The organism is Thiocapsa sp. C2-2m, from assembly GCF_041903745.1.
GTDB lineage: Bacteria > Pseudomonadota > Gammaproteobacteria > Chromatiales > Chromatiaceae > Thiocapsa > Thiocapsa roseilacustris.
Genome location: NZ_JBBWVD010000032.1, coordinates 1 through 26,920 on the forward strand (window position 1 = coordinate 1; position 26,920 = coordinate 26,920).

Annotated in this window: 30 protein-coding genes; 16 read left to right on the top strand and 14 right to left on the bottom strand. The window is 64.4% G+C overall.

Annotated features, from left to right (window positions below; genetic code table 11):
• Positions 1 to 297 precede the first annotated feature (297 nt).
• On the bottom strand, positions 298 to 699 hold the full coding sequence (locus tag AADX97_RS21435) for a type II TA system antitoxin MqsA family protein (protein ID WP_374236058.1): 402 nt from the start codon (positions 697 to 699) through the stop codon (positions 298 to 300).
• Between the two features lie 2 nt (positions 700 to 701).
• Positions 702 to 998: a type II toxin-antitoxin system MqsR family toxin gene (locus tag AADX97_RS21440; RefSeq protein WP_374236059.1), complete on the bottom strand. Its 297-nt coding sequence runs from the start codon at positions 996 to 998 to the stop codon at positions 702 to 704.
• Between the two features lie 244 nt (positions 999 to 1,242).
• On the opposite strand from AADX97_RS21440, the gene AADX97_RS21445 reads away from it, so the two are divergent.
• The 9 genes from AADX97_RS21445 to AADX97_RS21485 all read left to right on the top strand — a co-directional run bounded on the left by AADX97_RS21445 (position 1,243) and on the right by AADX97_RS21485 (position 5,152).
• Positions 1,243 to 1,746 carry a DUF29 domain-containing protein gene (locus AADX97_RS21445; protein WP_374236060.1) on the top strand — a complete coding sequence of 168 codons (504 nt, stop codon included), beginning with the start codon at positions 1,243 to 1,245 and terminating at the stop codon, positions 1,744 to 1,746.
• On the top strand, positions 1,736 to 1,888 hold the full coding sequence (locus tag AADX97_RS21450; RefSeq protein WP_374236137.1) for a type II toxin-antitoxin system RelE/ParE family toxin: 153 nt from the start codon (positions 1,736 to 1,738) through the stop codon (positions 1,886 to 1,888). Before AADX97_RS21445 ends, AADX97_RS21450 begins: the two co-directional genes overlap by 11 nt.
• A gap of 116 nt (positions 1,889 to 2,004) precedes the next feature.
• Positions 2,005 to 3,579 (top strand): AAA family ATPase, encoded by a 1,575-nt coding sequence (locus tag AADX97_RS21455; RefSeq protein ID WP_374236061.1) that lies wholly within the window; start codon positions 2,005 to 2,007, stop codon positions 3,577 to 3,579.
• Between the two features lie 116 nt (positions 3,580 to 3,695).
• Positions 3,696 to 3,878, top strand: a complete 183-nt coding sequence (locus tag AADX97_RS21460; RefSeq protein ID WP_374236062.1) for a hypothetical protein — start codon at positions 3,696 to 3,698, stop codon at positions 3,876 to 3,878.
• On the top strand, positions 3,875 to 3,991 hold the full coding sequence (locus AADX97_RS21465) for a type II toxin-antitoxin system RelE/ParE family toxin (RefSeq protein WP_374236063.1): 117 nt from the start codon (positions 3,875 to 3,877) through the stop codon (positions 3,989 to 3,991). Before AADX97_RS21460 ends, AADX97_RS21465 begins: the two co-directional genes overlap by 4 nt.
• Positions 3,984 to 4,280 carry a Fis family transcriptional regulator gene (locus AADX97_RS21470; RefSeq protein WP_374236064.1) on the top strand — a complete coding sequence of 99 codons (297 nt, stop codon included), beginning with the start codon at positions 3,984 to 3,986 and terminating at the stop codon, positions 4,278 to 4,280. Before AADX97_RS21465 ends, AADX97_RS21470 begins: the two co-directional genes overlap by 8 nt.
• Before the next feature lie 56 nt (positions 4,281 to 4,336).
• The gene (locus AADX97_RS21475) at positions 4,337 to 4,561 is read left to right on the top strand and encodes a TraY domain-containing protein (protein ID WP_374236065.1); all 225 of its coding nucleotides are present in this window, start codon (positions 4,337 to 4,339) and stop codon (positions 4,559 to 4,561) included.
• Positions 4,545 to 4,817, top strand: coding sequence for a type II toxin-antitoxin system RelE/ParE family toxin (locus AADX97_RS21480; RefSeq protein ID WP_374236066.1), 273 nt, complete (start codon positions 4,545 to 4,547; stop codon positions 4,815 to 4,817). Before AADX97_RS21475 ends, AADX97_RS21480 begins: the two co-directional genes overlap by 17 nt.
• Before the next feature lie 14 nt (positions 4,818 to 4,831).
• Positions 4,832 to 5,152 carry a hypothetical protein gene (locus AADX97_RS21485; protein ID WP_374236067.1) on the top strand — a complete coding sequence of 107 codons (321 nt, stop codon included), beginning with the start codon at positions 4,832 to 4,834 and terminating at the stop codon, positions 5,150 to 5,152.
• 72 nt (positions 5,153 to 5,224) lie between these two features.
• Here the strand turns inward: AADX97_RS21485 and AADX97_RS21490 are convergent, their stop codons facing one another.
• The 7 genes from AADX97_RS21490 to AADX97_RS21520 form a co-directional block, all read right to left on the bottom strand.
• On the bottom strand, positions 5,225 to 5,374 hold the full coding sequence (locus AADX97_RS21490; protein ID WP_374236069.1) for a hypothetical protein: 150 nt from the start codon (positions 5,372 to 5,374) through the stop codon (positions 5,225 to 5,227).
• Between the two features lie 37 nt (positions 5,375 to 5,411).
• The gene (locus AADX97_RS21495) at positions 5,412 to 5,642 is read right to left on the bottom strand and encodes a CopG family transcriptional regulator (protein ID WP_374236070.1); all 231 of its coding nucleotides are present in this window, start codon (positions 5,640 to 5,642) and stop codon (positions 5,412 to 5,414) included.
• Positions 5,643 to 5,781: 139 nt separating this feature from the next.
• Positions 5,782 to 6,567, bottom strand: coding sequence for a 3-deoxy-manno-octulosonate cytidylyltransferase (gene kdsB, locus AADX97_RS21500; protein WP_374236071.1), 786 nt, complete (start codon positions 6,565 to 6,567; stop codon positions 5,782 to 5,784).
• Positions 6,542 to 7,564, bottom strand: coding sequence for a tetraacyldisaccharide 4'-kinase (gene lpxK, locus AADX97_RS21505; RefSeq protein WP_374236072.1), 1,023 nt, complete (start codon positions 7,562 to 7,564; stop codon positions 6,542 to 6,544). Before lpxK ends, kdsB begins: the two co-directional genes overlap by 26 nt.
• Positions 7,565 to 7,854: 290 nt before the next feature.
• Complete coding sequence (gene msbA, locus AADX97_RS21510) at positions 7,855 to 9,636, bottom strand: lipid A export permease/ATP-binding protein MsbA (RefSeq protein WP_374236073.1); 1,782 nt, start codon at positions 9,634 to 9,636, stop codon at positions 7,855 to 7,857.
• Entirely contained in the window at positions 9,633 to 10,133 is a 501-nt protein-coding gene (locus tag AADX97_RS21515) for an ExbD/TolR family protein (RefSeq protein WP_374236074.1), read from the bottom strand. Before AADX97_RS21515 ends, msbA begins: the two co-directional genes overlap by 4 nt.
• Complete coding sequence (locus AADX97_RS21520; protein WP_374236075.1) at positions 10,130 to 10,756, bottom strand: MotA/TolQ/ExbB proton channel family protein; 627 nt, start codon at positions 10,754 to 10,756, stop codon at positions 10,130 to 10,132. Before AADX97_RS21520 ends, AADX97_RS21515 begins: the two co-directional genes overlap by 4 nt.
• Before the next feature lie 658 nt (positions 10,757 to 11,414).
• Between AADX97_RS21520 and AADX97_RS21525 the strand changes: the two genes are divergently transcribed.
• From AADX97_RS21525 to AADX97_RS21555, 7 genes are all read left to right on the top strand, one after another.
• Positions 11,415 to 11,996 carry a LemA family protein gene (locus AADX97_RS21525; protein ID WP_374236076.1) on the top strand — a complete coding sequence of 194 codons (582 nt, stop codon included), beginning with the start codon at positions 11,415 to 11,417 and terminating at the stop codon, positions 11,994 to 11,996.
• A 192-nt stretch (positions 11,997 to 12,188) separates the two neighbouring features.
• The gene (locus tag AADX97_RS21530; protein WP_374236077.1) at positions 12,189 to 14,105 is read left to right on the top strand and encodes a M48 family metallopeptidase; all 1,917 of its coding nucleotides are present in this window, start codon (positions 12,189 to 12,191) and stop codon (positions 14,103 to 14,105) included.
• Positions 14,105 to 15,832 (top strand): single-stranded-DNA-specific exonuclease RecJ, encoded by a 1,728-nt coding sequence (gene recJ, locus AADX97_RS21535; RefSeq protein WP_374236078.1) that lies wholly within the window; start codon positions 14,105 to 14,107, stop codon positions 15,830 to 15,832. Before AADX97_RS21530 ends, recJ begins: the two co-directional genes overlap by 1 nt.
• A 172-nt stretch (positions 15,833 to 16,004) precedes the next feature.
• Positions 16,005 to 16,535, top strand: coding sequence for a ribosome biogenesis factor YjgA (gene yjgA / locus AADX97_RS21540; RefSeq protein ID WP_374236079.1), 531 nt, complete (start codon positions 16,005 to 16,007; stop codon positions 16,533 to 16,535).
• A 425-nt stretch (positions 16,536 to 16,960) separates the two neighbouring features.
• Positions 16,961 to 18,007, top strand: coding sequence for a glycosyltransferase family 2 protein (locus AADX97_RS21545; RefSeq protein ID WP_374236080.1), 1,047 nt, complete (start codon positions 16,961 to 16,963; stop codon positions 18,005 to 18,007).
• Complete coding sequence (locus AADX97_RS21550; protein WP_374236081.1) at positions 18,004 to 19,635, top strand: ArnT family glycosyltransferase; 1,632 nt, start codon at positions 18,004 to 18,006, stop codon at positions 19,633 to 19,635. The genes AADX97_RS21545 and AADX97_RS21550 overlap by 4 nt, the downstream gene beginning before the upstream one ends.
• A gap of 7 nt (positions 19,636 to 19,642) precedes the next feature.
• The gene (locus tag AADX97_RS21555; protein WP_374236082.1) at positions 19,643 to 20,518 is read left to right on the top strand and encodes a phosphatase PAP2 family protein; all 876 of its coding nucleotides are present in this window, start codon (positions 19,643 to 19,645) and stop codon (positions 20,516 to 20,518) included.
• A 171-nt stretch (positions 20,519 to 20,689) separates the two neighbouring features.
• Here the strand turns inward: AADX97_RS21555 and AADX97_RS21560 are convergent, their stop codons facing one another.
• From AADX97_RS21560 to AADX97_RS21580, 5 genes are all read right to left on the bottom strand, one after another.
• On the bottom strand, positions 20,690 to 21,196 hold the full coding sequence (locus AADX97_RS21560) for a DUF302 domain-containing protein (RefSeq protein WP_374236083.1): 507 nt from the start codon (positions 21,194 to 21,196) through the stop codon (positions 20,690 to 20,692).
• A gap of 45 nt (positions 21,197 to 21,241) precedes the next feature.
• Entirely contained in the window at positions 21,242 to 21,889 is a 648-nt protein-coding gene (locus tag AADX97_RS21565; protein ID WP_374236084.1) for a cytochrome c, read from the bottom strand.
• Positions 21,890 to 22,084: 195 nt separating this feature from the next.
• A complete protein-coding gene (locus AADX97_RS21570) occupies positions 22,085 to 23,407 on the bottom strand; it encodes an NAD(P)/FAD-dependent oxidoreductase (protein WP_374236085.1) in 1,323 nt (440 codons plus the stop codon).
• Positions 23,408 to 23,495: 88 nt separating this feature from the next.
• Complete coding sequence (locus AADX97_RS21575) at positions 23,496 to 25,064, bottom strand: cryptochrome/photolyase family protein (RefSeq protein ID WP_374236086.1); 1,569 nt, start codon at positions 25,062 to 25,064, stop codon at positions 23,496 to 23,498.
• A gap of 236 nt (positions 25,065 to 25,300) precedes the next feature.
• A complete protein-coding gene (locus AADX97_RS21580; RefSeq protein ID WP_374236087.1) occupies positions 25,301 to 26,866 on the bottom strand; it encodes an ATP-dependent DNA ligase in 1,566 nt (521 codons plus the stop codon).
• Positions 26,867 to 26,920 lie beyond the last annotated feature (54 nt).

Sequence of the window (26,920 nt, forward strand, 5' to 3'; positions counted from 1 at the left end):
TCGTTTTGGGACTATCTGGGCGATCGCATCAAACAGCTCGGGACGGTTCCGCTGTTGCCCGACCTGATCCGCGAGCGGGCGCTGGCCGCTTCGGCCACGCCATGAGTTTTTGAGAAGTTACGCTTCGAGTACTCAAGCCTGTGTGCGGCTAGACGCCTGTCAAAACCCTGCGCCGGGGACCGTGACTGAAAACCACGATAACCGGTAGCCGTCGCCGCGTCGGTCTTCACCGACGCGGTCTTTCTCCATGCGGGACGGGGTATCGAATGAGGCTCGCCTGATCGCCGCCCAGGCGAACTACGCCGCTCTGACCTCATCCAACAACTCCGGGTGACGGTCAAGGACCTTCAGCAATTTGACCAGCGCTAAGGGTGGCTTGGTCTTGCCGTTCTCGTAGCGTGAAAAGGCGTTGACGCCACCACCAAAGAGCGCTGCGGCTTCGCGCTGATCGAGCGCGAGCTTCTTGCGAACGCCGGCGATGAATCCCGGATCGACAATCGCCGCATTCACCTGCTTCATGAAATCCCCAACCTGCTCACTCATTCGACGCGATTCCGTCAGATCCAGGACTGATTCAGCACAGGCGGGGCAAAAATCGCCAGTCACAGCAGGAATGATCGTGGTTTCGCCCTTATAAATAAACGAGACGTCACGCGTATCATGCACCAGTTCGGCGGTGCCACAAACGGGACATTGCATGTTCATAGCTCCTTGAATGACACGATTAACACATCGTCGATGACGGTCAGTTTCACATAGACTTCGCCGACCGAGGTGGTTGCGTGGTAGACATCTTGCCAAATCCGGTGATCCGCATGGGTCCTCATCGACTTGTAGAAGTCGGCTGGCGCGAGCGCCAACACCGTTGCCAGAATGCCGTCCGCATCGAAACCGAGTCGCCTTCCACCAATGATGGCGCTTTGCGTCATTCGCACTTTGCCTTCATCAATCAACGCTTTGACAAAAGACAGCCGGCAGTGTGGGGTTCGTTTCTCCATGGAAAAACGTTAACCTATTTGGTTAGTCCTTGCAAGGCAGGCTTGGTTGTCGGGCTGCCGACGCTGACCGTTGGTATGATTCGGCAGGTTCGCGGAAAACGTTGCGGAGGGGGCGAATGCCCCGTCCCGCTTGAGGAAGACGCCGGATCGAGAGTTGGACATCGCCGTCAAACGGATGAAAGATAAACGAGATGATGGGCGACAAACACCCTCGATGCGGACTCGGCAGCCGTTGGATCAGGATATGACCGACCTAGACACACTCTACAAGAACGATTACTCAGCTTGGGCGGAGCGCCACGTCCAATTGCTGCGTGCCGGGTGCTACTCGGAGCTGGACGTCGAACATCTCGTGGAAGAACTGAGCGACATGGGAAAGTGCGAGCAGCGCGAGCTCGAAAACAGATTGACCATCCTGCTGGCTCATCTGTTGAAGTGGGAGTATCAGTATCGAACCCTGTCCGAGCGCTGGCGTGAATTCAAAGGCGACAGCTGGCGCGCGACCCTCATCGAGCAACGCAACCGGCTGGAAAAATTACTGAAACAGGCTCCCGGCCTGAAGGCGCGATTGCCTGCAACCATCGGCGAGGCGTATGCCGACGCAGTCGGGTTGGCCAGCGATGAAAGCGGTCTGCCTTCGAGCACCTTCCCGGAACAATGCCCCTACAGCGCCGAGCAACTGTTCGATAAGACCTTCTACCCGGCGCACCCCGAGGGGCAGGCCGAGGCGGGACACGCTGAACCCTGAGCGGTCGGCAAGTACCGGAACCCCGCCCCTTCGTCTGCGATACCTCGGCGACTATCGCCTGATTTGCCGCATCGAGGACACTCGTTGTGTCGTTCTGGCGTTGAGCATCGGACACCGGCGCGACCTGTACCGCGACCACTGACCGATTGCGGCGTCGGTCGGGCGCGGCGCGCGGACGCCCTTCCGGGTGGATGCGCGGCGGGGGCCTAACGGCGGTGCTATGCTCGCCCGCATTCTCGCTGCCGACGAGCTCGCCCGATGCGCTTCTTCAACACCGAAGGCCCGAACCGGCCGGAAAACCACTACACCCTGCCCCCACTGTCGCGCTGGGATCTGGACGAGATCCTCGCCCTCATCGATCAGAAGAAATACTTCCTGCTGCACGCGCCCCGCCAGACCGGCAAGACCACCTGCCTGCTGGCGCTGGCGGAGCATCTGAATCGGGAGGGGCGCTGTCGGGCGGTCTATGCCAATCTGGAGGTCGCCCAAGCCTATCGCGGACAGTTGGACAAGGGCATGACGGCCGTGGTGGAGCAAATTTCGCGCGGCGCGCGCGATCAGCTCGGGGACGCCGGGGCGGCGGATCTGGGGCGGGAGATCATCCTGAGCTCGAGCGGAGGCACGGCGGTGGGCGAATTTCTCGCCCGCTGGAGCGCGCAGTCGCTCCAACCGCTGGTGCTGCTGCTCGACGAGGTGGACGCCCTGATCGGCGACACCCTGCTCTCGCTGCTGCGCCAGTTGCGCGCCGGCTATCCGCAACGACCGACGGCCTTTCCGCAGACGATCATTCTGTGCGGGGTGCGCGACTTGCGTGACTACCGCATCCATGCCAGCTCCGAGCGCGAGGCGATCACCGGCGGCAGCGCGTTCAACATCAAGGCCAAATCGCTTCGGCTGGGCGATTTCAGCGCCGCCGAGACCCGCACCCTACTGCTGGAGCACACCCGCGAGACCGGGCAGGTCTTCACCCCCGAGGCACTGGCGCAGGTCTGGGAGCTGACCCGGGGCCAGCCCTGGCTCGTCAATGCCCTGGCCTATCGCGCCTGCTTCGAGTTACACGAGGGACGCGACCGGCGTCAGCCCATCACCCTAGCCCTCATCGACCAGGCCAAGGAAGCGATGATCGTCGACCGCGTGACCCATCTGGATCAATTAGCCCACAAACTCCAGGAACCACGGGTGCGCCGGGTCATCGAGCCCATCCTGGCGGGAACGGCCCTCGGGGAGGTGCCCACGGACGATCGCGACTATCTGGTCGATCTGGGCCTGTTGCGCCGCGACGGTGCCGGCGGTCTGGTGGTGGCCAATCCCATCTACCGGGAGGTCCTGCCGCGGATGTTGGCGAGCGGGCCTCAAGATTCACTCCCGCAGATCAGCCCGACCTGGCTCAACGTCGACGGTAGCCTGAATCCGCAATCCCTGCTCACGGCCTTCCTCGCCTTTTGGCGCCGCCACGGTCAGCCGTTGCTGGGCAGCGCCGCTTATCATGAGATCGCCCCACACCTGGTGCTGATGGCCTTCCTGCATCGGGTGGTCAACGGCGGCGGAACGTTGGAACGCGAATACGCCATCGGCATGGGGCGGATGGATCTGTGTCTGCGTTATGGTGCGGTGACCCTGGGTCTGGAGCTGAAGGTCTGGCGCGACCGCGAGGCTGATCCCCTCGTCGAGGGTCTGGAACAATTGGACGGCTATTTGGACGGTCTGGGGCTCGACACCGGCTGGCTGGTCATCTTCGACCGCCGTTCCAATCAGCCACCGATCGCCGAGCGGACCGCCTGTCAGACAGCGACCAGTCCGCAGGGCCGAGCGATCGCCGTGATCCGCGCCTGAGCTCCGAGGGCAAGCCCCAAGTGTCTGCTCGAAGAGCTAGGGGCAGTTCTCACAGTGAACATCCTGTCGGTCTAGTCAATGGTGTGGTGTCGGTTTTCGTGTCCACGAGGACAACGATGGCGAGACCCCTGCGGCTGGAATTGGCCGCCGCGCTCTGTCTCTATCACCTGGTCTTGGAGACGCCGGATGCCAATCTCGCCAAAGGGATGCGCCATCTCAATGGCGGCCACACGCAGTATGTCAACCGCGCCCACGGGCCGTCGGGCACCTGTTTCAGGGCCGGACCGGAGGGCGGATGATCTTGCTTCACGTTTTCGTGAAGAAGACGCAGAAGACGCCGGATCCGCAGAAGACGTCGGATCGAGAGTTGGACATCGCCGTCAAACGGATGAAAGGTGAAATAAATGATTGAAGACAAAAACATCGGTTCAAGCCTAGAGGACTTTCTCCGGGAGGAGGGTCGTCTCGAAGAAGCCCGTCAGGTTGCTGCCAAGCGCGTGCTCGCTTGGCAACTCCGGCAGGCCATGGAAAGCCAGCACTTGAACAAGGTGGAGATGGCCCAGCGGATGCAGACCAGCCGCTCGCAACTCGACCGTCTGCTCGACCCCGACAACGACAAGGTGCGGCTCGACACCCTGAGCCGAGCGGCGGCCATCGTCGGCAAGCGGCTCAAGGTCGAGCTGGTCGATATCCCGCAGTGATCGCGACGGACGCGCACTGCTCCCGCAGTTCTGAATCAAGCCACAACGAGGCTGCCATGCTAGCCCTGCAACTCCCCCCCGAGATCGAGGCCCGGCTCGACGACCTAGCGCAGCGGACCGGCCGGAGTCAGACCTTCTACGTCCGAGAGGCGATCCTGGAGCACTCGGATGATTTGGAGGACATCGATCTGGGGGAGCAACGACTGGGCGACCTCCGCGCCGGCCGCACCCAGACGCTGACCCTGTCCGAGGTGGAGCGTGACCTTGGCCTGGCGGATTGAACTGGTCGATGACGCCAAGAAGGATCTGGCCAAGCTCGACAAACCAATCGCGCGGCGTATCACGGCCTTTCTCCGGGAACGAATCGCCACGTTGGATGATCCGCGGACCCTGGGTGAATCGCTGAAGGGCACACGCCTCGGCCAATTGTGGAAATATCGCGTCGGCGATTATCGGATCATCGCCAGCATCGAGGACCGGCGCGTCTGCGTTATGATGGTCCGGATCGGTCACCGCCGCGAAGTCAACCGCGGCTGATGGGCATCATTTAAATGAAAGCAGCAAGCCCGACAACTCCAACACAGACCCATGCAATCGATGCCGCGCTGCTGCAGCGGCTGAGGACGTTGATCGGCCATCGCTGCGAGCATGACGGGCAGATCTGGCGCCTGATCGACATCCTGCCCGGCGAGGGACTCGCGGTGCTGGAATCGGATCTCGCCCGACCTCCGATCCAGAGGGACCAATACGGTCGCGCCAGCCATCGCGCCAACGCGATCCTTCAGATCCGAATCCTGGACCCGTTCGAGGGCGCGCTCACGCTCGAGATGCAAGACCTCATGGACTGCCTCGAGTCGACGCTCCGGGCCTAAACCGCGCCTAGCGCGGCATGCGATGTTTTCGGATGGGATCGGCGCCCGGCAGACTTGACGACCGGTGATCACTTAGGCGATTTCTGCAAAATCCCAGACCCGCAGGTTGTGCTGACGATAGGAGGCACAACGTCCGCCGACGGTGGGTTGTGCCTCGCACGGCTCGGCACAATCTACGGCCACGCAAGCCGGGAAGACCAGCAGATGCTGTGGTGAATTCATTCGCCCCACGCCGGTAGATCCTTTCCCGGAATGCACCTTACGGTCCGGTATCGCGCTCTTCGGCGTCCAGCCGGTCTAAAATGACCAACGCATCCTGCAGATCGCCGCTCGCCGCCAGCGCCCGAAAATGGTTCTCGGTATCCCAGGCGGACAGCGCTTGGGCGCTCATTTCTTCCACCAACCTGTTCATGCTCATTCCCCGGCTGCGGGCGAGGGACTTGAGGCGTTCGGCGGTATCGTCTGGCAATTGGATGGTCAAGGCGAACACCTTAATTCACGAGTAGGCTGGGGTGAGCTTGCGAACCCCAGCTTGAAGCCTGCGCCGGGGATGCCGGGGTTCGCAAGCTCACCCCAGCCTACATGTTTCGTTCGTTGTTGAATCGTTCCAGGCGCTTGTCGGGGGCGGTTTACGCCAGCAGCCGCTCGGCCTTGGCCAGATCGGAGGCCGTATCGACACCCGGCCCCGGCTCGGATACGGCGATCGCCACATGGATGCGCTCGCCGTGCCAAAGCACCCGCAGTTGCTCCAGCGACTCCGCCATCTCCAGGGGCGAAGGCGCCCAGTCGAGATAGCGCTTGAGGAAGCCGACGCGGTAGGCGTAGAGCCCGATGTGGCGGAGAAAAGGGACCGATGTCGGCAGCTCGGGGCGGTTGGCGAGAAACTCGTCGCGGTGCCAGGGCATCGGGGCGCGCGAGAAGTAGAGCGCATAGCCTCGGGCGTCCGTGACCACCTTGACGACGTGCGGATCGAAGAGGGTCGCGCGGTCCCAGATCGGCGCGGCCAGTGTGGACATGCCAAGATCGGCGATACCCGCCAGGTCGCTCGCGACCTGATCCAACAAGGACGCAGGCATTGCGGGCTCGTCGCCCTGCAGGTTGACGACCACCACGTCGTCGTCCCAGCCGCGCAGCGCGATGACCTCGGTGATACGCTCCGATCCGCTGCGGTGCTCGCTGCCGGTCATCACCGCCTCGGCTCCGAAACCATGACAGACCTCGGCGATGCGTGGGTCATCGGTCGCGACCAGGATCTCGTCGGCGGCGCTCGCGCGCGCACGCTCCACGACATGTTGGATCATCGGCTTGCCGGCGATCGGCAGGATGGGTTTGCCGGGCAAGCGCGTCGAGCCGTAGCGCGCGGGGATAACGACCTTGAATCCTAGGGGTTTATCGGAAGTCTCTCGGGCGGACATGGGTCGATGCCTCCAGCTTGCGAAAGAATGCCTCGACGAAGGCCGTATTCAGCTCGGCCTCCACGGGCAGATACCAGTGTTCCTCGCCGGCAAAGCGCGCGCACTTCACGGCGTCCTTCTCGGTCATGAGCACCGGGCCGGGGGGCCAGGCGTCGAGATCCGAGGGCGTAAAGGGATAATGATCCGGGTAGGCGCGGCCTTCCACCTCAAGGCCCAGAGCGCGCAGCATGGCAAAGAAGCGCTCGGGGTTGCCGATCGCCGCGACCGCAAAGACGGGCCGCCCGATGAAGTCGGCGATCGGTTTAGCGACGGCGGGGTCACGGAGATTGACCGCCGCACCCGGAATCAGACGCATCCGGTATCCGTCGCCCCTGTCGTTACCCGAGCCGCCGCCATTGGTCAGCACCAGATCGACCGTATCCAGACGCCCGCGCGGCTCGCGCAACGGCCCGGCGGGCAAGCAGCGGCCGTTGCCCAAACCGCGGGCGCCGTCGACGACCGCAATCTCGATGTCTCGGGCCAGCCGATAGTGTTGGAGTCCGTCGTCGGCGAGCAGGATGTCCACGTCGCCCCCGGACAGTGCGAGCGCACCGGCGGCAACACGATCCGGTCCGGCGACGACAGGGCAGCCGCTGCGACGGGCCAGCAGCACCGGCTCGTCCCCGAAATCGCCGGGCTCACCGTCAGGAGGCACCCGGCGCGGCGCGGCCGGGCCACGTCCGCCGCCCCGTCCACGGTAGCCTCGTGTGATGAACCCAGGACGCCAACCGCGCGCCCGCAGCAGCTCCGCGAGCTTCAGGACGGCCGGGGTCTTGCCGGTCCCGCCGACGGTGAGATTACCGACCACTACCACCGGCACCGGCAGACGCCGGCTCGCGAGCCAGCCCTTGCGATAGCCCAGGCGACGCAGTTGGACCACCAAACAGAAAAGCCAGGAGAGCGGCGCCAGGATGAGGCCGAGAGGATGACGGCCGTACCAGATGGGGTTCGGGTCCATTACCTCGATCCGCCCGTCCGCTTGATTGTGCCGAGACGTGGGAGGCTCGACGCGGCGCCAAGCGAGTTGTGCTTCCTGACGTCAGCACAACCTACGGGGCTTGAACCGTGTTCAGAGCGACCTGCGTCATTTTCGTTTTGCATTTGGCTTTGGAGATGTCCTCGATCTCGGTGAGACGTGGTTTAAAATTTAATATTTTTCAATCTCTTAAACCGCGCCGACTCCAACGCTCGTCACCTCTGCCGGGGCCGATCCCATCAAAACAAATCGCATACCGCGCCGGGCGCGGTTTAAGACGCAACCGGGGGCTCACCGGCATCGTGGAATTGGAGGCGATGCAGACGGGCGTAATAGCCGCCCTGCGCCAACAATTCGGCGTGGGCGCCCTGCTCGACGACCTGTCCGTTGTCCATCACCAGGATGCGGTCGGCGTTCTCGATGGTGGAGAGACGATGGGCGATCATCAGGGTCGTGCGGTTCGCCATCAGCTCCTGCAGTGCGGCCTGGATATGACGCTCGGACTCGGTGTCGAGCGCGGAGGTCGCCTCGTCCAGGATGAGGATCGGGGCGTCTTTGAGCATCGCACGGGCGATTGCGAGACGTTGACGCTGCCCACCCGAGAGCATAACGCCGCGGTCGCCGATACGCGTGTCGAAGCCCTCGGGCAGGGCCTGGATGAAGTCGAGCGCGTGGGCGTTCACGGCGACGCGCTCGAGCGTCTCGGGGCTCGGCGATTCGGCCTGACCGTAGGCGATGTTGTTGGCGATGCTGTCGTTGAAGAGCACCACGTCTTGACTCACCAGCGAGATCTGGGCACGCAGACTCGCCAAGGTCAGTTCGGAAATCGGGATGCCGTCGATCAGGATCTCGCCCGCGGTCGCGTCGTAGAAGCGCGGCAGCAGGCTTGCGACCGTGCTCTTGCCACTGCCCGAGCGTCCGACCAGCGCGACCCGCTCGCCCGGTGCGATGACGAGGTCGAGGTCCCGAATCGCCGGCGGCTTGTCGGGCGAATAGACGTGGGTGACGCCACGGTACTCGACGCGTCCCTCGGCTCGCTCCAAAGTATGCCGTCCCTGATCCCGCTCCTCCTCCGCGTCCAGTAGCTCGAACAGACTCTGGGCGGCGATGATGCCGCGCTGCAGATGTGCGTTGACCGCGGTGAGACGCTTCACCGGCGGCAGGAGCAGACCCATGGCGACCACGAAGGACATGAAGGTGCCGACCGAGATGTCTTCCTTCAGTCCCTGCATGGTGGAGAGATAGACGATCACGGCGATCGCGACTGCCGAGATCAATTGAACCAGCGGCACGCTCGCCGCCTCGGTCGCGATCATCTTCATCTGCAACGAGCGGGTCTTTTCGTTGATGGCGCTGAAACGTCGCGCCTCGAGCGGTTGGCCGCCGAACGCCTTGACCACCCGATGGGCCTCGATCGCCTCCTGCGCGACCTGTGTCAGCGCACCGACTCGGTCTTGGATGCGGCGGCTGTGGCGGCGAAAACGCTTGGTCGCGTACTTGATCGCGCCGGCCATGAGCGGGCCGATCACCAGGAAGATCGCCGCGAGCCCCGCGTTCAGGTAGAGCATATAGGCCATCAGGCCGATGACGCTGAAGCCGTCGCGGACCAGGGTCGTGATTGCCGAGGTGGCTGCGGTGGCGACGTTCTCGACGTTGTAGGTCAGCTTGGCGAGGATGTGTCCGGAGCCTTGATTATCGTAATAGCGCGTCGGGGCACGCAGCAGATGCTCGAACATCTTTTGGCGCAGATCCGCGACCACGCGCCGACCTACCCAGCTCAGACAGTAGTTGTTGATGAAGCCGGCGATGCCGCGAAACACGAAGAGCGCCACCAGCACGAACGGCATGAGGCGCACGATCTCCTCGTTGCGGTCCACGAAGCTGCCGTCGATCAGTGGCTGCATCATGGCCGCGAAGAGCGGCTCGGTCGCCGCGAAGGCGATCATGGCGACGATCGAGACGCTGAACATGCGCCAGTAGGGTTTGACGTAGCCCAAGAGCCGGCGATAGATGGGTCCGGCCTCGACCTCGGAGCGGGATGGGTCTTCGGTCATTCAGCGACCTCCCCTGCGGATGGCCGAGCGGGCTGCGGGGCGGATTGCTCGGACGCAGGTCGAGCCTGTTCGGAGTCGTCCTGTCCTGCGCGGGTGGCCGCGAAGGCGATCTGCACCAGACCCACTTGGCTGGCCGCATCGAGCGCCGTCATGACCGCCTGATGCGGCGTCTGCGCATCGGCCTGGATGAGCACCGGCAAGGGCTCCCGCTCTCCTAGCCGTTCTTTCAGGACCTTGACCAGCGTCTCGGTCTCGCGATCGAGCACGGCCCGATCGTCGACGTTGAAGGATCCGGTCCGATCGATAACGAGCCGGATCATCTCGGGCTCCTCGGCCGGGATCTCCTCGCCTTGCGCCTCGGGCAACTGCACGCGCAGCCGCGCCTCGTCCTTGAAGGTGGTGGAGACCATAAAGAAGATCAGCAGCAGAAAGACGACATCGATCAGCGGGGTAAGATTGATGTCGGCCGTTTCACGACGGTGCGGACGCAGATTCACGCGGAGACCTCGCCGGCCTCGCGCTCGCCCTTCATCACCTCCACGAGCCGCAGCGACTGCTCTTCCATGTCGAGTGCGAGCCGTGCAACCTTATTGTCGAAGAAGCGATGGAACATCAGCGCCGGAATGGCCACCGACAGACCGGCCGCGGTCGTGATCAACGCCTTGGAGATCCCGCCGGCGAGCACGGCGGCGTTGCCGACACCGGCGTCCATGATGACGCCGAAGACATCGATCATGCCGAGAACAGTGCCCAGCAGGCCCAGTAGAGGGGCCACCGAGGCGATCGTGCCCAGACTGTTGAGGAAGCGCTCCAGCTCGGCCACCACCTGACGGCCGGTGTCCTCGATCGCCTCCTTCATGATCTCGCGCGAGTGATTTCGATTGATAAGCCCGGACGCAAGCAGGCGCCCGAGTGGGGAGCCCGTGCGGATCTCCTCGATTCGCGCATCGGTCAGCTCGCCCCGACGGTGCCACTCCCAGATCCGGGTCACGAGATTCGCCGGCATGATCCGCGAGCGGCGCAGCGTCCATCCGCGCTCGATGACGACAGCGGTTGCGATGATCGAGCAGGCGACGATCGGCACCATCAGCCAACCGCCGGCATACATCACTTCAAGCAAGAGGAATGCTCCCTAGGAACAAAAAAAAGCAAAACGACTCGACAAGAGAATCCCTTTGCCACGCTTGTCGTTGTCGTTGTCGTAATCGACAACGACAACGACAACGAATAGATTCGGTGCTTAAGTTATTTCTGACACGTGACTTATTCTCAACAGTCGCATCGAGGCAAGCACGCGACCGTACGGACGCAATGGTACTCCCTCGACCCGCATCGGCAACCCGCCGCAGTGCAGCGGGCTCAGCACCGATCAATTTCCGAAATCTCTCACGGAGACACGGAGACACGGAGAACTCAACATCTTTGCTTCGTGTCCTCCGTGTCTCCGTAGCTCCGTGAGAGGCCTCTCGAGCTGGAACCAGGGTGTCGGCGTCAACTGACAGGCGGCAAGGTGCAGCGGGGTCGGAGCCCGATGCGCGAGCGGGCCCGAGGCCCCGCTTGCCCGCCCCTGCTTAACCCAGCGGGAGTATGCTAGCCTTTCGGAGCATTGCCGAAGGCCGCGTGACGGCCGAGGCCCGACACCGGACCCGGCGACTGCTGCGATCCGTGGACACTGATCATCTAAACCGCGCCGGCTCCAACGCTCGTCAAGTCTGCCGGGGCCGATCCCATCCAAAAACATCGCATACCGCGCCGGGCGCGGTTTAGGAGGAGCACCGATGGGCTGGACACTGCTTGGCTTGATCGTGTTGTTGGCGATTCTTGTCGTCGTCATCTACAACCGCCTGGTTGCCGGACGCAATCGCTACAAGAATGCCTTTGCTCAGATCGATGTTCAGCTCACGCGCCGCTACGACCTGATCCCGAATCTGGTCAAGGTCGCCGAGCGCTACATGACCCACGAGCGCGAGACGCTCGAAGCCGTCATCCAGGCCCGCAACCAAGCGGTCGGCAGCCTCAAGCAGGTCGCGGCCGATCCGAGCGACGGCGCCGCGGTGGCGATGCTGGCCCAAGCCGAGATGGGCGTGGCCGGAGCACTGGGCAAGCTGTTCGCGCTCTCCGAGGCCTACCCCGACCTCAAGGCCAATCAAAATATGATGCAGCTCTCCGAGGAGCTGGTCAGCACCGAGAACCGCGTGGCCTTCGCGCGCCAAGCCTTCAACGATGCGGTCATGGGCTACAACACCCTGCGCGAGGTCTTCCCGAACAACCTGATCGCGCAGCGTTTCGGATTCACGGCCGCGCAGTTGTTGGAGATCGAGGCGCCGGAGAAACGCGAGGCCGTCACAGTCTCCTTCTGAACCGCGCTTGTGGGTCTATGGAAGGATTGCGTTTGGGAACGACCTCTCCGCGATCCACAATCACGGCGGGGCGCGGTTCAGGTTTTTTTGTTTTTTTAATGACTTAAACTGGGTCCACGCCGACGCCGGCAGAGAGCCTCCGAGATCGAACCCGAATCAAAACCCCACATGAACACTAAGGACGCAGTTTAATTGGACTTCTTCGCGCATCAGGACCGCGCCCGTCGGCGCACGCGGCTCCTCGTGGTGCTGTTCGTCCTCGCCGTGATCAGCATCGTGGCGGTGGTCGACTTGGTCGCGCTCGCCTTCCTGGGGCTCGGCTCGGATCCGGATGGGCTCGGTTTCTCGCCGGTATTCTCGTGGGACGTGGCTCGCGAGAGCCTCCCTCTGCTCATTTGGGTCTCTCTGCTGACCGCGGGTGCGATCGGGCTCGCCAGCCTGTTTCGCATTCTCACGCTGCGCAACGGCGGGGGGGCCGTGGCGCGCGGGCTCGGCGGGGTCATGGTCAATGCGGATACGACGGATCCGCAGCTGCAGCGCTTGCGCAACGTGGTCGAGGAGATGTCCATCGCTGCGGGCGTGCCGGTCCCTCAAATCTACGTGCTTGAGCAGGAGGACGGCATCAATGCCTTTGCCGCCGGTTATTCGCCGGCCGATGCGGCCATCGCGGTCACCCGTGGCGCCCTGCGGACACTGACCCGCTCGGAGCTTCAGGGCGTTGTCGCACACGAGTTCTCGCACATCCTCAACGGCGACATGCGCCTCAACATTCGCCTGATCGGGATCCTGTTCGGGATCCTGGTGCTCGCCATCATCGGCCGACTCATGCTCTCGGTACGGCATGGCCGGGCGAGCAAGCACACCGCCGCGATCGTCATGATCGGCCTCGCTCTGGTCGCGACCGGCTATATCGGGCTCTTCTTCGGACGGCTGATCCGTGCGTCGGTGTCGCGTCAGCGCGAGTTCTTGGCCGACGCCTCGGCCGTTCAGTTCACCCGCGAGCCGGAGGGGATCGCCGGTGCACTGAAGAAGATCGGCGCGGCACCGGCCGGATCGGTGCTTGCGGCCGACAGCGAGGAGATCGGGCACATGCTCTTCGCCGCGGGGCTGACGCGTCGGCTCTTGGCCACACATCCGCCGATCGCCGATCGCATTCGCGCAATCGAGCCGGGTTTCGACCCCGCAGAGCTGGAAACGATGCAGGTGATGCAGAGGTTGGCGACGCCGAGCGCGGCCGGCATCGTCGCCGCGATGGCCGAGCCTCGGCCGATCCTCGAAGGGCGACCGAGCGCGTCGAGTCTTGATGCCGATCGCATCGTCGGCGCGATCGGTCGGCCCGATACGGCACGGATCCAGGTCGCGGCTCGCCTGAACCGGGCGATCCCGGAACCGCTTGCACGCGCCGCCCGCTCCACCGAGTGGGTGATGACGGTCGTCTGCTATCTCTTGATCGACCCGGACCCCGAGATCCGCGAGCGCCAGCTCTTGATGGTCGCCGAGACACTCGGCAGCGAGGGCGAGCGTCAGGTCAGCACGCTCCTCTCCGCGGTGCCGAGCTTGGCCACGGACTTGCGCATCCCGCTGCTCGAGATTGCCTTCCCGACCCTGCGCCGTCGTCCGCAGACCGAGCTGGCGCGCCTGATGGCGCTGCTCGATCGGCTGATCCATGCGGACGGGCGCATCGATGTCTTCGAGTATGTCCTTGCACGCCTGCTCGCGCAGCAGATCCAAGACACCATCGCCCCGACCGATGCGCACAGCGCCGGCACTGCCCGTCTCTCCGGCTGCGAAGACGAGATCCGCGATCTGCTGGTCATCCTGGCGGTGCACGGCAACCCGAACCAACGCGCCGCCCGAACCGCCTTCGCCGCCGGTCTGGCGTCGCTCGGGATGCGTCCGCGCGAGATGACCCCGATCGGACCGGACGACTGGCCGGATCGTCTCGACCGAGCGCTCGCCCGGCTCGATCGGCTGCGCATGGACGACAAGCAGCGGCTACTCCGTGCCCTGATCGCGACGTTGAAGCATGCCGGGATCAATCGGACGGAGATCGAGCTGTTGCGCGCCGTCGTTGCGGCGCTGCATGTCCCCTTGCCGGTATTGGACTGATGTCGCGCCCCATGATTCGACGCGCGGCGAGCGCCGCGGCGCTCGCCGCCGCCCGCACACCCGCCGAGCTGCTCTCCAGACTCTATTCGCATCGCGGCGTGGAGGGTGCGGAAGAGGCGGCGCCCGGACTCTCGGCGCTCCACCCGGCAAGCGCGCTGCGCGGGATCGATCAAGCGGTCGAGCTGCTGGTGCATCACATCCGCGGCGGCGGCCATCTGCTGATCGTCTCGGACTATGACGCCGACGGTGCGACCGGCGGCGCACTGGCGGTCCGCGGTTTGCGCGGCCTAGGCGCGGCGCAGGTCTCCTATCTGATCCCCAGCCGGTTCGCGTTCGGCTACGGCCTGAGTCCGGCGGTGGTGGACGCCGCCGCACCGCGCCGACCGGATCTGCTGATCACGGTCGACAACGGCATCGCCAGTCTCGCCGGGGTTGCGCGGGCCGCGGAGCTGGGCATCCCGGTCCTGGTGACGGATCATCATCTCCCCGGCGAGCGGCTCCCGGACGCCGCCGCGATCCTCAACCCCAATCAGCCGGGCTGCGCCTTTCCGAGCAAGCACCTGGCCGGTGTCGGCGTCGTCTTCTATCTGCTGGTCGCCGCCCGTGCCCGTTTGCGCGAGCAGGGCTGGTTCGGTGCGGGGCGACCCGAGCCCAACCTCGCGGATCTGCTGGACCTGGTCGCCCTGGGTACGGTCGCGGACGTGGTGACCCTGGACCGCAACAATCGGATCCTGGTCGAGCAGGGACTCAGACGTATCCGCGCCGGGCGGTGCAGTCCGGGCGTGCGTGCACTGCTGACGATCGGCGGCCGGGACCCGAGCCGGGCGACGGCGACCGATCTGGCCTTCGTCGCCGCACCCCGGCTCAACGCGGCGGGTCGGATCGAGGACATGTCGGTGGGTGTCGATTGTCTGCTGACCGACGACCCGCAGGTCGCCGCGGACCTTGCGGCGCGTCTCGATGCCCTGAATCGCCGTCGCCGTGAGATCGAAGGCGCGATGAAGGACGAGGCCGAGTCCTCTCTCGCGGGGCTCTGTCTGGACGGCGCGACACTGCCGCCCGGACTCTGTCTGTTTGGCGAGGATTGGCACCAGGGTGTCTCGGGGATCGTCGCGGCGCGCATCCGCGAGCGGTATCATCGCCCCGTGATCGCCTTTGCAAACGGCGGTGACGGGTTTCTGCGCGGCTCCGCGCGATCGGTCGACGGAGTCCATGTCCGCGATCTGATCGCACTGGTGGATCGTCAAGATCCGGGCTTGATCGAGCGTTTCGGAGGTCACGCGATGGCCGCGGGGTTGAGCATTCGCCCGGAGGCCTTGCCCCGGTTCCGCGAGGCCTTTGCGGAGGCCGTGCGCACGGTGGTCGGCGACCGGCCGCCGCAGCCGGAGATCGCATCCGACGGTGCGCTTCCGCAGCGGCTCATGACCTTGGAGACCGCCGAGACCCTGCGCGTCGCCGGCCCTTGGGGCAAGGGCTTCCCGGAGCCCCGTTTCGACGGCACCTTCGACGTCTTGAGCGCACGCTTGGTGGGCGAGCGCCATCTCAAGCTCCGTCTTGCCGGACCCGCGGCCGAGGATGGACCGATCGAGGCCATCGGCTTCAACCTGGGCGAGCAGATCTCGGAGGCCGGCGGCGCCGTCCGGCTCGCCTATCGATTGGACGTCAACGACTACCGAGGCAACCGCTCCGCGCAATTGATCCTCGAGCATCTGGAGCCGGCCGCATAACGGATCTCGAACCGCAAAGGCGCAAACCGCGCAAGGGTTTTGGTTGACGTGGTCAGGCCGGACGACCGGTCGGGAACCGACGGTCGTCTGCGGCGAGGCGCGAACTATATGGCGGCGTGCCGGTGCGGTTCGCAGGCTCACCGCACCCTACCGCATATTCTTGGATTTCGGGATGAACGTTACGATCGACGACGACGAAGACGAGTATCGGGACGAAGAGCGCGGCCCGAGCAAGAGCCAGCTCAAGCGCGAGAAGCTGGCCCTGCAGGCCCTGGCCGAGCGCATGGCCGGAATGCCACGGACCGAGCTGGAGCGTCTGAACCTCAGTGCAGCGACCTGGGTCGCCTTGGACGAGACGTCCCGGATCAAGGATATCCGTGCCCGCGGCCGTCACTGGAAGCGCATCGCCAACCTGCTGGAACGCGAGGACATGGCCGCCGTCCACGCCCTGGTGGACCAGGCCGAGTCTCGCGAGCGCGAGGCGGCCGCACACCTGCATGCGCTCGAGCGCTGGCGCGAGCGACTCATCGCCGAAGACGAGGGCGCGTTGAGCGAATTCATCGACGCATGCCCGGATGTCGACCGCCAGCAGCTGCGTACGCTGATCCGTGCCGCACAACGCGACCAAGAGCGCGGCCGGCCCGACGCACCGCGCAAACTGTTCCGCTTCCTGCGCGACAGCCTGGAGTCCAGCACGCATTAAACCGCGCCCGGCGCGATAAGCGATGATTTTGGATGGGATCGGCCCCGGCAGACGTGCCGACCGCTGGAGCAGGCGTGGTTTAAGTTCTTGAGAAACATAACATATTAGACCGCGCCCCCCGCTAAGGGCCGGGGATGCACCAAACGTCGAGCTCGCTCGAAAGTGAGCATCTCGCTCTGGAAGCGGTTTAGTCACGTGTCAAGAATACGTTGAGCACCGAATCTGATTGTTGTCGATTACGACAACGACAACGACAACCACAACCACAACGACAACGACAACGACAACGACAACGACAACGACAACGACAACGACGATCGTAGCAAAGGTGTTCTCTCGTCGAGTTGTTTTTCTTATTTTCGAACCATTCACTACGGGATTTTTCGGGGCTTGGGATTTGCTGGCTGTGACCATTTGGAACTCACATGAATACCGCTATTGAACCGGCGCCTGGGGTGGCGAACGCGAACGGACAGGTCCCGACAGACCATCCGTCACTCTCCGTCGTCATCCCCATGTATCAGGAGATCGACAACGTCGAGCCCATGCTGAGGCGGGTCCATGAAGGGCTTGCGGAGTACCGCGGCGCCTGGGAGCTGATCTGTGTCGACGACGGCAGCCGCGACGGCACGGGCGAGCGTCTGCGCAAGGTCGGCGAGCGCTTCGGCCCGCATGTACGGGTGATCCGGCTGAGGCGCAACTTCGGCCAGACCGCGGCCATGCAGGCCGGTTTCGACGCGGCACGCGGCGAGCTGATCGCCACGCTCGACGGCGATCTGCAGAACGATCCGGCCGACATCCCGCGCATGGTCGAGGAGCTGCTTACACGCGACCTAGATCTCCTGCAGGGCTGGCGCCGTCAACGCCAGGATGGGTTGGTCATGCGCAAGCTCCCCTCCAAGATGGCCAATGCACTGATCGGCAAGGTCACGGGCGTGGCCCTGCACGACTACGGCTGCAGCCTCAAGGTCTATCGCGCCGAGGTGATCAAGGAGGTCACCCTGCTCGGGGAGATGCACCGCTTCATCCCGGTCTGGGTGGCCGGCGTGACTGCGCCCGAGCGCATCGGGGAAACCGAGGTCGCCCATCAGGCCCGTCGCTTTGGGACCTCTAAGTACGGGATCTCGCGCACATTCCGGGTCCTGCTCGACCTTCTGTCCGCCTTCTTCTTCCTGCGGTTCGGATCGCGACCGGGCCACTTCTTCGGATCCATCGGGATCCTCTTCGGCGTGCTCGGGAGCATCTTGATGGCGGAGATGCTTTGGGTGAAGTTCGGACTCGGACAACACATCGGGACACGCCCGATGCTCTTCGTGTCCATCCTCTTCCTGGTCATGTCGATCCAGTTCCTCACGACCGGGGTGCTCGCCGAGCTGATGATGCGCACCTTCTATGCCTCGGGCGAGCACACCCACCACCGGATTCGCTGGCAGTCCGATCCGACGCATGCCGACTGGAGGCGCTCGCAATGAGCCCAGTCATCGCCGACCGCGGCCCGAGCGGGATGCTCGGACGCGTCCTGACCTCGCCCTGGCTGCTCGTCGCGGTCGTACTGCTGAGCTTTTACTGGCAGTTGGGCGCGGTGCCGCTCTACGATCTGGACGAGGGCGCCTTCACCGAGGCGACCCGCGAGATGCTCGCGAGCGGCAACTTCATCACGCCCTACAAGGACGGTGAGCCGCGCTACGACAAACCGGTGCTCATTTACTGGTTGCAGGCGGCCTCGACGCAGGCGTTCGGATTCAACGAGCTGGCGCTGCGTCTGCCCTCGGCGCTGGCCGCGACCCTCTGGGTACTCGCGGTCTGGGGCTTCGTGCGCGAGCGTCTTGATCGCGAGAGCGCGGTCGTCGCCGGCCTGGTGATGGCCTTGAGCCTCCAGGTCTCGGTGATCGCCAAGGGGGCGGTCGCCGATGCGGTGCTCAACCTCTTCATCGCGCTCGCCTTCTTCGAGATCTATCGCTATTACCTGGACCCGAATCCCGCGACGAACCGCCGCTTCGTGTTGCGCGCCTTCCTCTGGATGGGGCTCGGGTTCCTAACCAAGGGACCGGTAGCGGTCTTCTTCCCGGTGCTGGTCAGCCTGCTCTTCTTCGGGTCGCAACGTGAGTTGCGGCGCTGGGTGCAGGCGGCCTTCGCACCGAAGGGTTGGCTGGTGTTCGTTGCGGTCGCCCTGCCCTGGTATCTCGCGGTCTATCTCGACGACGGACCGGGATTCTTCCGCAGCTTCTTTCTGGAGCACAACGCCGGGCGCTTCGGCGATGCCATGCACGGCCACGCCGGGTTTCCGGGCTACTATCTGGTGATGCTGCCGATCATCCTGCTGCCCTTCACCGGCTGGTTCCTGCGTCTCCTGCCGGGGCTGCGCGCCGCCTGGTCGGATCCGCTCGAACGCTTCCTCTGGATCTGGTTCGGCACCGTCTTCGTCTTCTTCTCCTTCTCCGGGACCAAGCTGCCGCATTACCTGCTCTACGGGGCTACACCGCTCTTTATCCTGATGGCCAAGCATCGCGATCTGCTGAAGGGCCGCTGGCTCGCCTTCGCGGCGCCGCTGATCTTCCTCGGCCTGCTTGCGGTGCTCCCCGGGGTGATTGGTCTGATCGAATCGCAAGCGGACAGGGCGCACGAGGTCGCCATGTTTCAAGATGCCCGCGGGGTCCTGGGGCTCGACTATCTGGGCGCCATGCTCGCCGGTCTGGCCGCGATGATCGGCCTGCTCCTGTGGTCGCGCCCGCCCCTCTGGCAGCGGCTGATCCTTGCCGGCGTGATCCAAACGCTGGTGGTCTACGGGGTCCTGGTCCCGCGGGTCTTCGAGGTGATGCAGGCGCCGGTCAAGGAGGCGGGTCTGCTGGCGCGCGAGCTAGACCTCCCGACGGTGGTCTATCGCACCTCCATGCCGAGCTTCAGCGTCTATCGCGATGCCGTCACACCGAATCGCCCACCTTTGCCCGGCGAGCTGGTCTTCCTGCGTGTCGACAAGCTGGACGCCCTGACCGAGGACTTCCCCGGCTTGGAGCAAGACCTCGTCTATCGTCGAGGTCCGGTCGCCTTGGTGCGCATGGGTCAGGCGGACGACAGGCGCGCCATCGACACGCAACCCTGAGACAACGATGCACACCGACCTCATCGCATTCTGGAAGCAAGACCTTGGTCAGCGTTTGGAGACGGGGGCCGCTCGAACCACGCTCACATCGCCAAGCGGCGCGGCCTGGTTGTCGGGGTGGGCCAGGATCTGCCTGATCGTCGGCCTGACGCTCTATCTCGGCGTCGGATACGACGCCGGCTTCATCCGGATCAACGCTGCCGCGGCGGCCTATCCGGACTGGGTCTGGCAGTGTCTAACGGTCTTGGGCGACGAGCGTGTACCCTTCGCCTTGGCCCTCCTCTTCGCACTGCGCTACCCGAGAGTCTTCTGGGCGCTGATACTCGCCGCGTTGATCGCAGCCGCCTACAGCCGAGGCTTCAAGGCGCTGTTCGATACGACGCGCCCGCCGGGCGTACTCGCAGCCGATGCCTTCAATCTCATCGGGCCGAGCCACTCCCGCATGAGCTTTCCGTCCGGTCACAGCGTGACCGCAGCGGTCTTTTTCGGGGTCTTGATCTACTACACACGCTGGACGGCGTTACGGGCGCTGTTCTTGACGTTGGCCGTGCTGGCCGGGCTGAGCCGGGTGGCGGTCGGCGTGCACTGGCCGGTTGATGTGGCTGCCGGTCTGTTCGGCGGGGCAATCGCGGCCTGGCTCGGTGCCATGCTGGCAGCCCGGTGGTCGGGGCCGGCGACGAACCTATGGGTTCATGTCGGCGTCGTGAGCTTGGCCGTGATCCTGGCGGTCACATTGCTCTTCGACGATGCAGGTTACAACGCGGCGGCAACGCCCTTGGCCATCCTCGGCTTCCTCGCGCTGGGGGTCGCGGGGATCCAGTATCTGCTTCGACCTTGGCTGAGCTATCGGCGCGCGGTCAAAACCGCAGGACCTCTGCCGTAGGTCGGGTTAGGCGCGCCGGCACGCTCTCGAATGCTGCCCGCAGAGGTCGATGCACGCCGTAACCCGACGTTTGCGACCTGCTCGAAAGTTGCTCGTCGGATGACGCTATCGCTCATTCGACCTACGGGAGTCCTGTGTCGGGTCAGGACAGCCTGACCCGACAAGCGGCGATCAGAACTCTCCGGTCGCGCCGGCGGTGATGATGTCGAGCATCTGACCGTTGATGCCGAGTGCCAATGCTTGAAGCTCGGGCGGCAGGTCATAGGCGCTGATCAGCATGTCGAGATTGAGCATCTGCAACCAGATCCGGCCGTCGGTGTCCTCGACCAAGGCGATGCTGCACGGCATGTAGGCCGCAAAGATGGTGTTGAATCGCGCCATCTTGACCGCGTCTTCCGGATTGCAGAATTGGAAGATCTCCAGGCGCATCGACTCGATGCCGCGATTTCCGACCTCCTGCCCGACGTTGAGATGCGCAACCAGGCGCATGTTGAGCTCGACCGCCTTGGAGAGCATGGCCTCGCCCGCCGCATCGGCGGAGACGCCTGGCGCAAGCCCGATCTTGAGCACGGTGTGCTCGACATCCGACATGCGAATCTCGGGAGAAGCGTCCTCGGCCGCCATCAGCGGCAGGGACGCGAGAAGGGTGAATGCAACGACAAGGCTCAGGTATTTCATTCTTGTATCCTCAAGATATTTTTATGGATATGTCCGACTCGGGGTTCAGTTCTTGTCGTCGAGCGTCGTCACGAAGCCGATGATATCGAGGATGTCCTGGTCGCTGTAGTCCACGAAGGTCTCGTCTTCCGGATCGTTGGCGTGCATCCGCTTGCCGGTCTTGAACTTCTCGATCTGGCGGAAAAGATAGCCGTCGTATTGACCGGCGAGCCTGGGGCTTTCCTTGCGCTTGTTGCCTTCGGCAGCGCGCCCGTGGCAGGTCTTGCAATCGCTCTGATAGATATCCTCGCCGCTTTCGACATCCGCACCTTCCGGGGTCGGGACATCGAGCGGATGAACCGCTTCCAGATCAATGCTCGCGATATAGCCCGCCAGGCTGTTCAAGTCATCATCCGACAGGCCGCGCAGCCCGCCCACGACGATCATCGCGGCATGCTCGCGGTTGCCGTCGCGATAATCGATCAGACTCTTCATCAGATAATAATCGGGCAGGCCCGCAAGACGCGGATATTTGCCACCCAGGATGCCCTGCGAGTACTGGCCGTGGCAGAGTGCGCACTGGCGATGCAGGCGTTGGCCGAGATCCAGATCAGGCTCCGGTTCCGAGGTGCTGGCGACAACCGACGGGGTCACTGCCAGAGAGCCCGAAAAAGCGAGTGAAATGGCCAGCGCGCGGACAATCGTAGATCTCATACTCCAAACTCCAGGTGGATGATTGTTCTCGTGAGCGGCTACGATAGGAGATCGGCCGCGTAGGTGCAACCCGTTCAGGATCTTGGGTTTTCTTGCCGACAGAATCCCTCCTTTCGCTAGGGTCTGAACCCTTCCGAGCGGAGCCGGACGCTCGCTCGGGCGAGGTCCCGTTCATACCACGATCAAAACCCTTTATCAGGGATCGGCCGAGGGCAGGCTCGTGGTGCGCGGTCCGGCATCCAACTGCCTGATCGCACCTCCCGCGTGGCTTCCGAGCAGGCTGCTCGCGATCTCCTCCCCCGCACGACGCCCGGAATGTAGCGCCCATTGGATCGAGGGTGCCGACCGATATTCCCCGCAGGTCCAGAGCCAATCGGATTGACGCAGCCGCACGGCACCCGGATAGGCGACCGGCGGCGACTGAACCGGCAAGGCATGCGGCAGCCGATACACCGCCAAGCGCTTCCAGGCGAGAACCTGATCGCCGAACCAGGCGATGAGCTCGCGACGCAGGTCCGTCTCGAGCGCATCCGGATTGTGCTCCGCGCCGTGCGCGTTGACGGCGATGAGACTCTCGCCCCGCGGGGCATAATGGTCCGAGAGATTGCTCGGACAAAGCAGGCTGTTGATCCGCCCTCGCCCTTCGCCGTTGACGACGAGATAAGGTCCCTCGATCGGCGGAACGCTCGCCGCGAAATAGACGCAGGTGGTTCCCCGACTAGCCACCTCTGCACCGTACGAACGACCGAGAAGACGCGCCGTCTCGTTTCCCTCGGTCGCCAGCACGACGGTGCCCGCCCGCAGCCGCTCGCCCGTGTCGAGCATGATCTGTTGGTCCAGGATGCGCTCGACCCGCGCGCCGGTGCGGATGGAGTCGCGAGGCAGCTGCTGCGCGAGCTGTGCCGGAAGCTCGCCCATGCCACGCGTCGGCAGCGCGGTGTCGCCCAGCGCAAAGGCGCGGAACACGAACTCGAATGCGCGCGAGGACACACCCAGTTCGGGTTCGAAGAAGACGCCGCTGAAAAACGGCTTGAAGAAGCGCTCGATCATGCGTGCCGAGAAACCCAGCTCGCGCAGCAAGGCCAAGGCGTCGCGCTCCGGACGCAAATAGAGCGCTTGCAGATCGCCCGCCAAAGCGCGACGACGCAGCGCGAGGAGTCTCAGCTTGTCGCCGAGGCTTCCCACCGGCGACACGACCATCTCGGGCAGCCGCATCGGGCGGCGCCAGATATCGCTGACGCGATGCATCCGGCCCTGGGTATGGACCAAAGCACCCGGATAGAAGGGCCGGAGGTCCAGGCGCGCGTAGTCGAAGAACCGCTGCGCCTCGGGGTACCAGGTCTGCAGGACTTGGAAACCGCGATCCAGGAGAAAGCCGTCGCGTCGATCGGTGCGCACGCGACCGCCGGGAGCATCCGACGCCTCGATCAGCAGGGGCTCGAAACCCCGCTCGCGCAGTGTGACGGCACAGGCCAAGCCGGAGAGACCGGCGCCGATAATGATGACGTCTGTGCTCATGTTAAACCGCGTCCGGAGTGTTTTGATTTGTGTTCATGAGGTTAAAGGCGAAAGGTTAAAGGCTGATAGCTGACAGCTGCTCTCACCCTCAACCGCTCCCTCCCGCTGCCAAATCTGCACGAAGTGCCTCCGCCTGCCGGCGTATCGCCCCGAGACGATCGACGTCCAACCGCGCGAGATTCCGCCATTGCAGCGCGGTGCGCGGATGGTTGGTGAACCGAGTCCGGTGCCGATCGAGAAAGTCCCAATAGAGCGTCGTAAACGGACAGGCGGTCTCACCGACGGCCTCCTTCGGATCATAGCGGCACTGCCGACAATAGTTGCTCATCCGATTGATGTATTGGCCCGTCGCGACATAGGGTTTGGAGGCCAACAACCCGCCGTCGGCAAACTGGCTCATCCCGATCACGTTGGGCGCCTCGACCCATTCGACGGCATCCACGAACATTGCCAGGTACCAGGCATGGACCTCGCGCGGCTCAACCCCGAGCAGCAGCGCGAAGAGCCCGGTCACCATCAGGCGTTGGATATGGTGGCCGTACCCGTATGCGAGCACCTGTCCAATCGACGCCTGGAGACAAGCGTAGTCGGTCTTGCCGGTCCAGTAAAAATTCGGGAGCGGGCAGTGTGCATCCAGAACGTTGGATTCCAGATAGACCGGCCCTTCGCGCCAATAGATCCCGCGCACATACTCACGCCAGCCGAGGATCTGGCGGACGAAGCCTTCGACCGAGGCGAGCGGCGCCTGGTTCGCCTCGAAGGCCGTGATCGCGGCATGGATCGCCGTGCGCGGGTCGAGCAGCTTGAGATTCAGGGCGGCCGAGATCCGCGCGTGATGGAGATAGGGCTCGCCGGTCCACATGGCGTCTTGCCACGGGCCGAACGCCGCGAGCCGGTTGCGGATGAAGTCATCGAGCGCCTCGCGGGCTTGTACCGCGGTCACCGGCCAGTCGAAGCGTTCCAGTGTGCCCGGGGCGTCCGGGAAACGCCGCTCGACCATCACGATCAGGTCGCGCGTGATGGCGTCGGGTGGGAAACCGATCGGTTCAGGCACCATGCCCGGACCTTGTCGACCGAACGCCTTGCGGTTTTCTTGATCCAGGTTCCACTGCCCGCCGACGGGCTGCGCAGGATCCGCCGGACCTTCCATCAGGATGCCTTCCCGTTTGCGCAAATGGCGGTAGAAGTGCTCCAAGCGGAGCCCTTTGCGACCGACCGCCCAACGATCGAACGCCTCTCGCGAGCAGATGAAGTGGTCGTCCGGGCGGATCTCGAGCGGCACTGCGCTAGCCTCGGCGACGCCCTGCAAGGCAGCGAGCACGCGATGCTCCCCCGGCTCGGTCAGGATCAAGCGCTCCGGCCGCAGGCTCCGGATCGCTGCGGCGAGACCGGCAGCAAGAGATAGATCGGCCTCGACGTCCATCGCCCGATAATGGACGCTGACGCCCGCCGCCTCCAAGGCGTCGCGGAAGTGCCGCATCGCGGAAAGAAACAACAGAATCCGTGCCTTGTGCGAAGGCACATGGGTCGACTCCTCGACCGCCTCGCACATCCAGACCCGATCGCGTCTCGCATCCAGGTCGCGTGCGGCCGCGGCTCCGGCATCGAGCTGGTCCCCGAGCACCAGCACCAGATGTCGACAAAGTGGATTGGTCATGGGTACCCGAGTCAGCGTTTGGGTCTAGTGCAGCACGGCAGATGTGTCGAGACCGTTCGTTGTCGTTGTCATTGTCGTCATCGACGATCGATACGACTGCGATTACGATGACGACAACGACAACGAGAATGATCTCGGACGCTCTACACTGCACCGCTAGCGGTGTCCCGGAATGAGCACCGCGACGGCGCATGGCGGCCATTGGACGACTAAAGTCGCCCCACGGTCCTATCACCTCAAGCCGAATAGGCGATCTGCCGTCGAAAGAGCGCTTGGACCATCGCGATGTCGTCGGCCTGATCCGCAGTCTTGTCCGGACGATGGCGCTTCACACGCGCGAAGCGTAGGGCGAGCCCGCCCGGATACTGTGGACTCTCCTGAAGCTCGTTGAAGGCGATCTCGACGACCAGCTCGGGGCGCACATGCAGCACCTGGCCTTCCTGCGCCACCGCGAGCACACTCAGTCGCTCGGTCTGCCAGATGAGCATCGCATCCGTCAGGCCCTTGAAGGTCTTGCCCAGCATCACGAAGCCGCCCGCCGGGTCGCGTGCGCCCAGATGCAGATTGCTCAACCAACGGCTGCGCCGACCGCTGCCCCACTCCGCCGCCAGGACCACCAGGTCGAGCGTCTGCGTCGGCTTGATCTTGAGCCACTGGCGACCGCGCGCACCGGCCGCATAGGGGGCCGCCGGGTCCTTGGCCATGATCCCCTCGTGACCCGCGGCGAGTGCGCGCTCCAGAAAGGCGAGGGCCTCGGCCGCATCGCTCGGCTGCAACCGCGGGATGAGCGCGCACTCCGGAACAACCGCGGCGAGTGCGGCGAAGCGCTCCCGCGCCGGGGCATCGATCATGAGTGTTCCGTCGCATTGAATGCAATCGAAGAAGAAGACGCTCAGCGGCAGCTCGGCGCGCAGACGCACGACGTCGAGCCGCCGACCGAAGCGGCGCATGCTCGTCTGGAAGGGGTGCGGTCGCCCGTCCGCACGCAGCGCCAGCACCTCGCCGTCGAGCACCAGGTCCGCAACGGGAAGCGGTGCGATCAGCTCCGAAATCTCGGGCACTGCCGCAGTCACCTCATGGCCCTGCCTGCTGTAGACCCGGACCTCCTCGCCGCACTTGTGGACCTGCACACGGGCACCGTCCAGCTTGAATTCGAGATCGGGCGCGGCGATCCGGTCGAGCGCGTCGTCGAGATCCTCGGCAGGTTGGGCGAGCATCGGCAGCATCGGGCGAAAGAGCTCGAGACCGATCGCCCGCAGCCCCGCGGCACCGGAGTCGAAGGCCGTGCGCGTGACCCGGGCCGGATCGCCGCTCAGCATGAGGGCGCGCCGAACCATTGGGGGATCCAGCCCGGCCGCCTGCGAGACCGCCTCCATCACCAGCCCCTCGACCGCCCCTTGCCGCAGCTCGCCGAGCATCAGGCGGGCAAGAAATCCCTGTTCCTCGCGGGTGGCCTGCTCGAACAGACCCTGCAACAACGACCGCCGGTGTGCCTGTGCCCCGGCACCCTTGACGGCAAGCAGTGCATCGAATGTCCGATCCAGGTCACCGAGGGTCAAGCGGCCCTGCTCGACCGGAACTAGACCTCGGAGTGCATCGACCTGCGCCGGCCCCACCCCGACGCGACCTTGCGGGATCGCCCCGGCGAGATAGCTCGCCGCGAGTGCAGTCTCCTCGCGGCCCAGCCGACCGAGCACACCCGCAATCAGACCGATCTTGTCGCGCCGCGACGAGCGGGTGGTCACGTCAGCCGAGAGTCGGACCAGCGTTTCGAGCGTTGTCGCAGAGGTATCTATGGGCATCCGGCTCGTCGATGCAATCGATTCCGATCTCCGAATTCCGGATCGCCCAAGGAT

What these genes read in the sequence shown, in the direction of transcription:
- AADX97_RS21435 (WP_374236058.1), bottom strand. Translation starts at nt 699, where the DNA reads ATGCAATGTCCCGTTTGTGGCACCGCCGAACTGGTGCATGATACGCGT.
- AADX97_RS21440 (WP_374236059.1), bottom strand. Translation starts at nt 998, where the DNA reads ATGGAGAAACGAACCCCACACTGCCGGCTGTCTTTTGTCAAAGCGTTG.
- AADX97_RS21445 (WP_374236060.1), top strand. Translation starts at nt 1,243, where the DNA reads ATGACCGACCTAGACACACTCTACAAGAACGATTACTCAGCTTGGGCG.
- AADX97_RS21455 (WP_374236061.1), top strand. Translation starts at nt 2,005, where the DNA reads ATGCGCTTCTTCAACACCGAAGGCCCGAACCGGCCGGAAAACCACTAC.
- AADX97_RS21460 (WP_374236062.1), top strand. Translation starts at nt 3,696, where the DNA reads ATGGCGAGACCCCTGCGGCTGGAATTGGCCGCCGCGCTCTGTCTCTAT.
- AADX97_RS21465 (WP_374236063.1), top strand. Translation starts at nt 3,875, where the DNA reads ATGATCTTGCTTCACGTTTTCGTGAAGAAGACGCAGAAGACGCCGGAT.
- AADX97_RS21470 (WP_374236064.1), top strand. Translation starts at nt 3,984, where the DNA reads ATGATTGAAGACAAAAACATCGGTTCAAGCCTAGAGGACTTTCTCCGG.
- AADX97_RS21475 (WP_374236065.1), top strand. Translation starts at nt 4,337, where the DNA reads ATGCTAGCCCTGCAACTCCCCCCCGAGATCGAGGCCCGGCTCGACGAC.
- AADX97_RS21485 (WP_374236067.1), top strand. Translation starts at nt 4,832, where the DNA reads ATGAAAGCAGCAAGCCCGACAACTCCAACACAGACCCATGCAATCGAT.
- AADX97_RS21490 (WP_374236069.1), bottom strand. Translation starts at nt 5,374, where the DNA reads ATGAATTCACCACAGCATCTGCTGGTCTTCCCGGCTTGCGTGGCCGTA.
- kdsB (WP_374236071.1), bottom strand. Translation starts at nt 6,567, where the DNA reads ATGTCCGCCCGAGAGACTTCCGATAAACCCCTAGGATTCAAGGTCGTT.
- lpxK (WP_374236072.1), bottom strand. Translation starts at nt 7,564, where the DNA reads ATGGACCCGAACCCCATCTGGTACGGCCGTCATCCTCTCGGCCTCATC.
- msbA (WP_374236073.1), bottom strand. Translation starts at nt 9,636, where the DNA reads ATGACCGAAGACCCATCCCGCTCCGAGGTCGAGGCCGGACCCATCTAT.
- AADX97_RS21525 (WP_374236076.1), top strand. Translation starts at nt 11,415, where the DNA reads ATGGGCTGGACACTGCTTGGCTTGATCGTGTTGTTGGCGATTCTTGTC.
- recJ (WP_374236078.1), top strand. Translation starts at nt 14,105, where the DNA reads ATGTCGCGCCCCATGATTCGACGCGCGGCGAGCGCCGCGGCGCTCGCC.
- yjgA (WP_374236079.1), top strand. Translation starts at nt 16,005, where the DNA reads ATGAACGTTACGATCGACGACGACGAAGACGAGTATCGGGACGAAGAG.
- AADX97_RS21545 (WP_374236080.1), top strand. Translation starts at nt 16,961, where the DNA reads ATGAATACCGCTATTGAACCGGCGCCTGGGGTGGCGAACGCGAACGGA.
- AADX97_RS21550 (WP_374236081.1), top strand. Translation starts at nt 18,004, where the DNA reads ATGAGCCCAGTCATCGCCGACCGCGGCCCGAGCGGGATGCTCGGACGC.
- AADX97_RS21555 (WP_374236082.1), top strand. Translation starts at nt 19,643, where the DNA reads ATGCACACCGACCTCATCGCATTCTGGAAGCAAGACCTTGGTCAGCGT.
- AADX97_RS21560 (WP_374236083.1), bottom strand. Translation starts at nt 21,196, where the DNA reads ATGAAATACCTGAGCCTTGTCGTTGCATTCACCCTTCTCGCGTCCCTG.
- AADX97_RS21565 (WP_374236084.1), bottom strand. Translation starts at nt 21,889, where the DNA reads ATGAGATCTACGATTGTCCGCGCGCTGGCCATTTCACTCGCTTTTTCG.
- AADX97_RS21570 (WP_374236085.1), bottom strand. Translation starts at nt 23,407, where the DNA reads ATGAGCACAGACGTCATCATTATCGGCGCCGGTCTCTCCGGCTTGGCC.
- AADX97_RS21575 (WP_374236086.1), bottom strand. Translation starts at nt 25,064, where the DNA reads ATGACCAATCCACTTTGTCGACATCTGGTGCTGGTGCTCGGGGACCAG.
- AADX97_RS21580 (WP_374236087.1), bottom strand. Translation starts at nt 26,866, where the DNA reads ATGCCCATAGATACCTCTGCGACAACGCTCGAAACGCTGGTCCGACTC.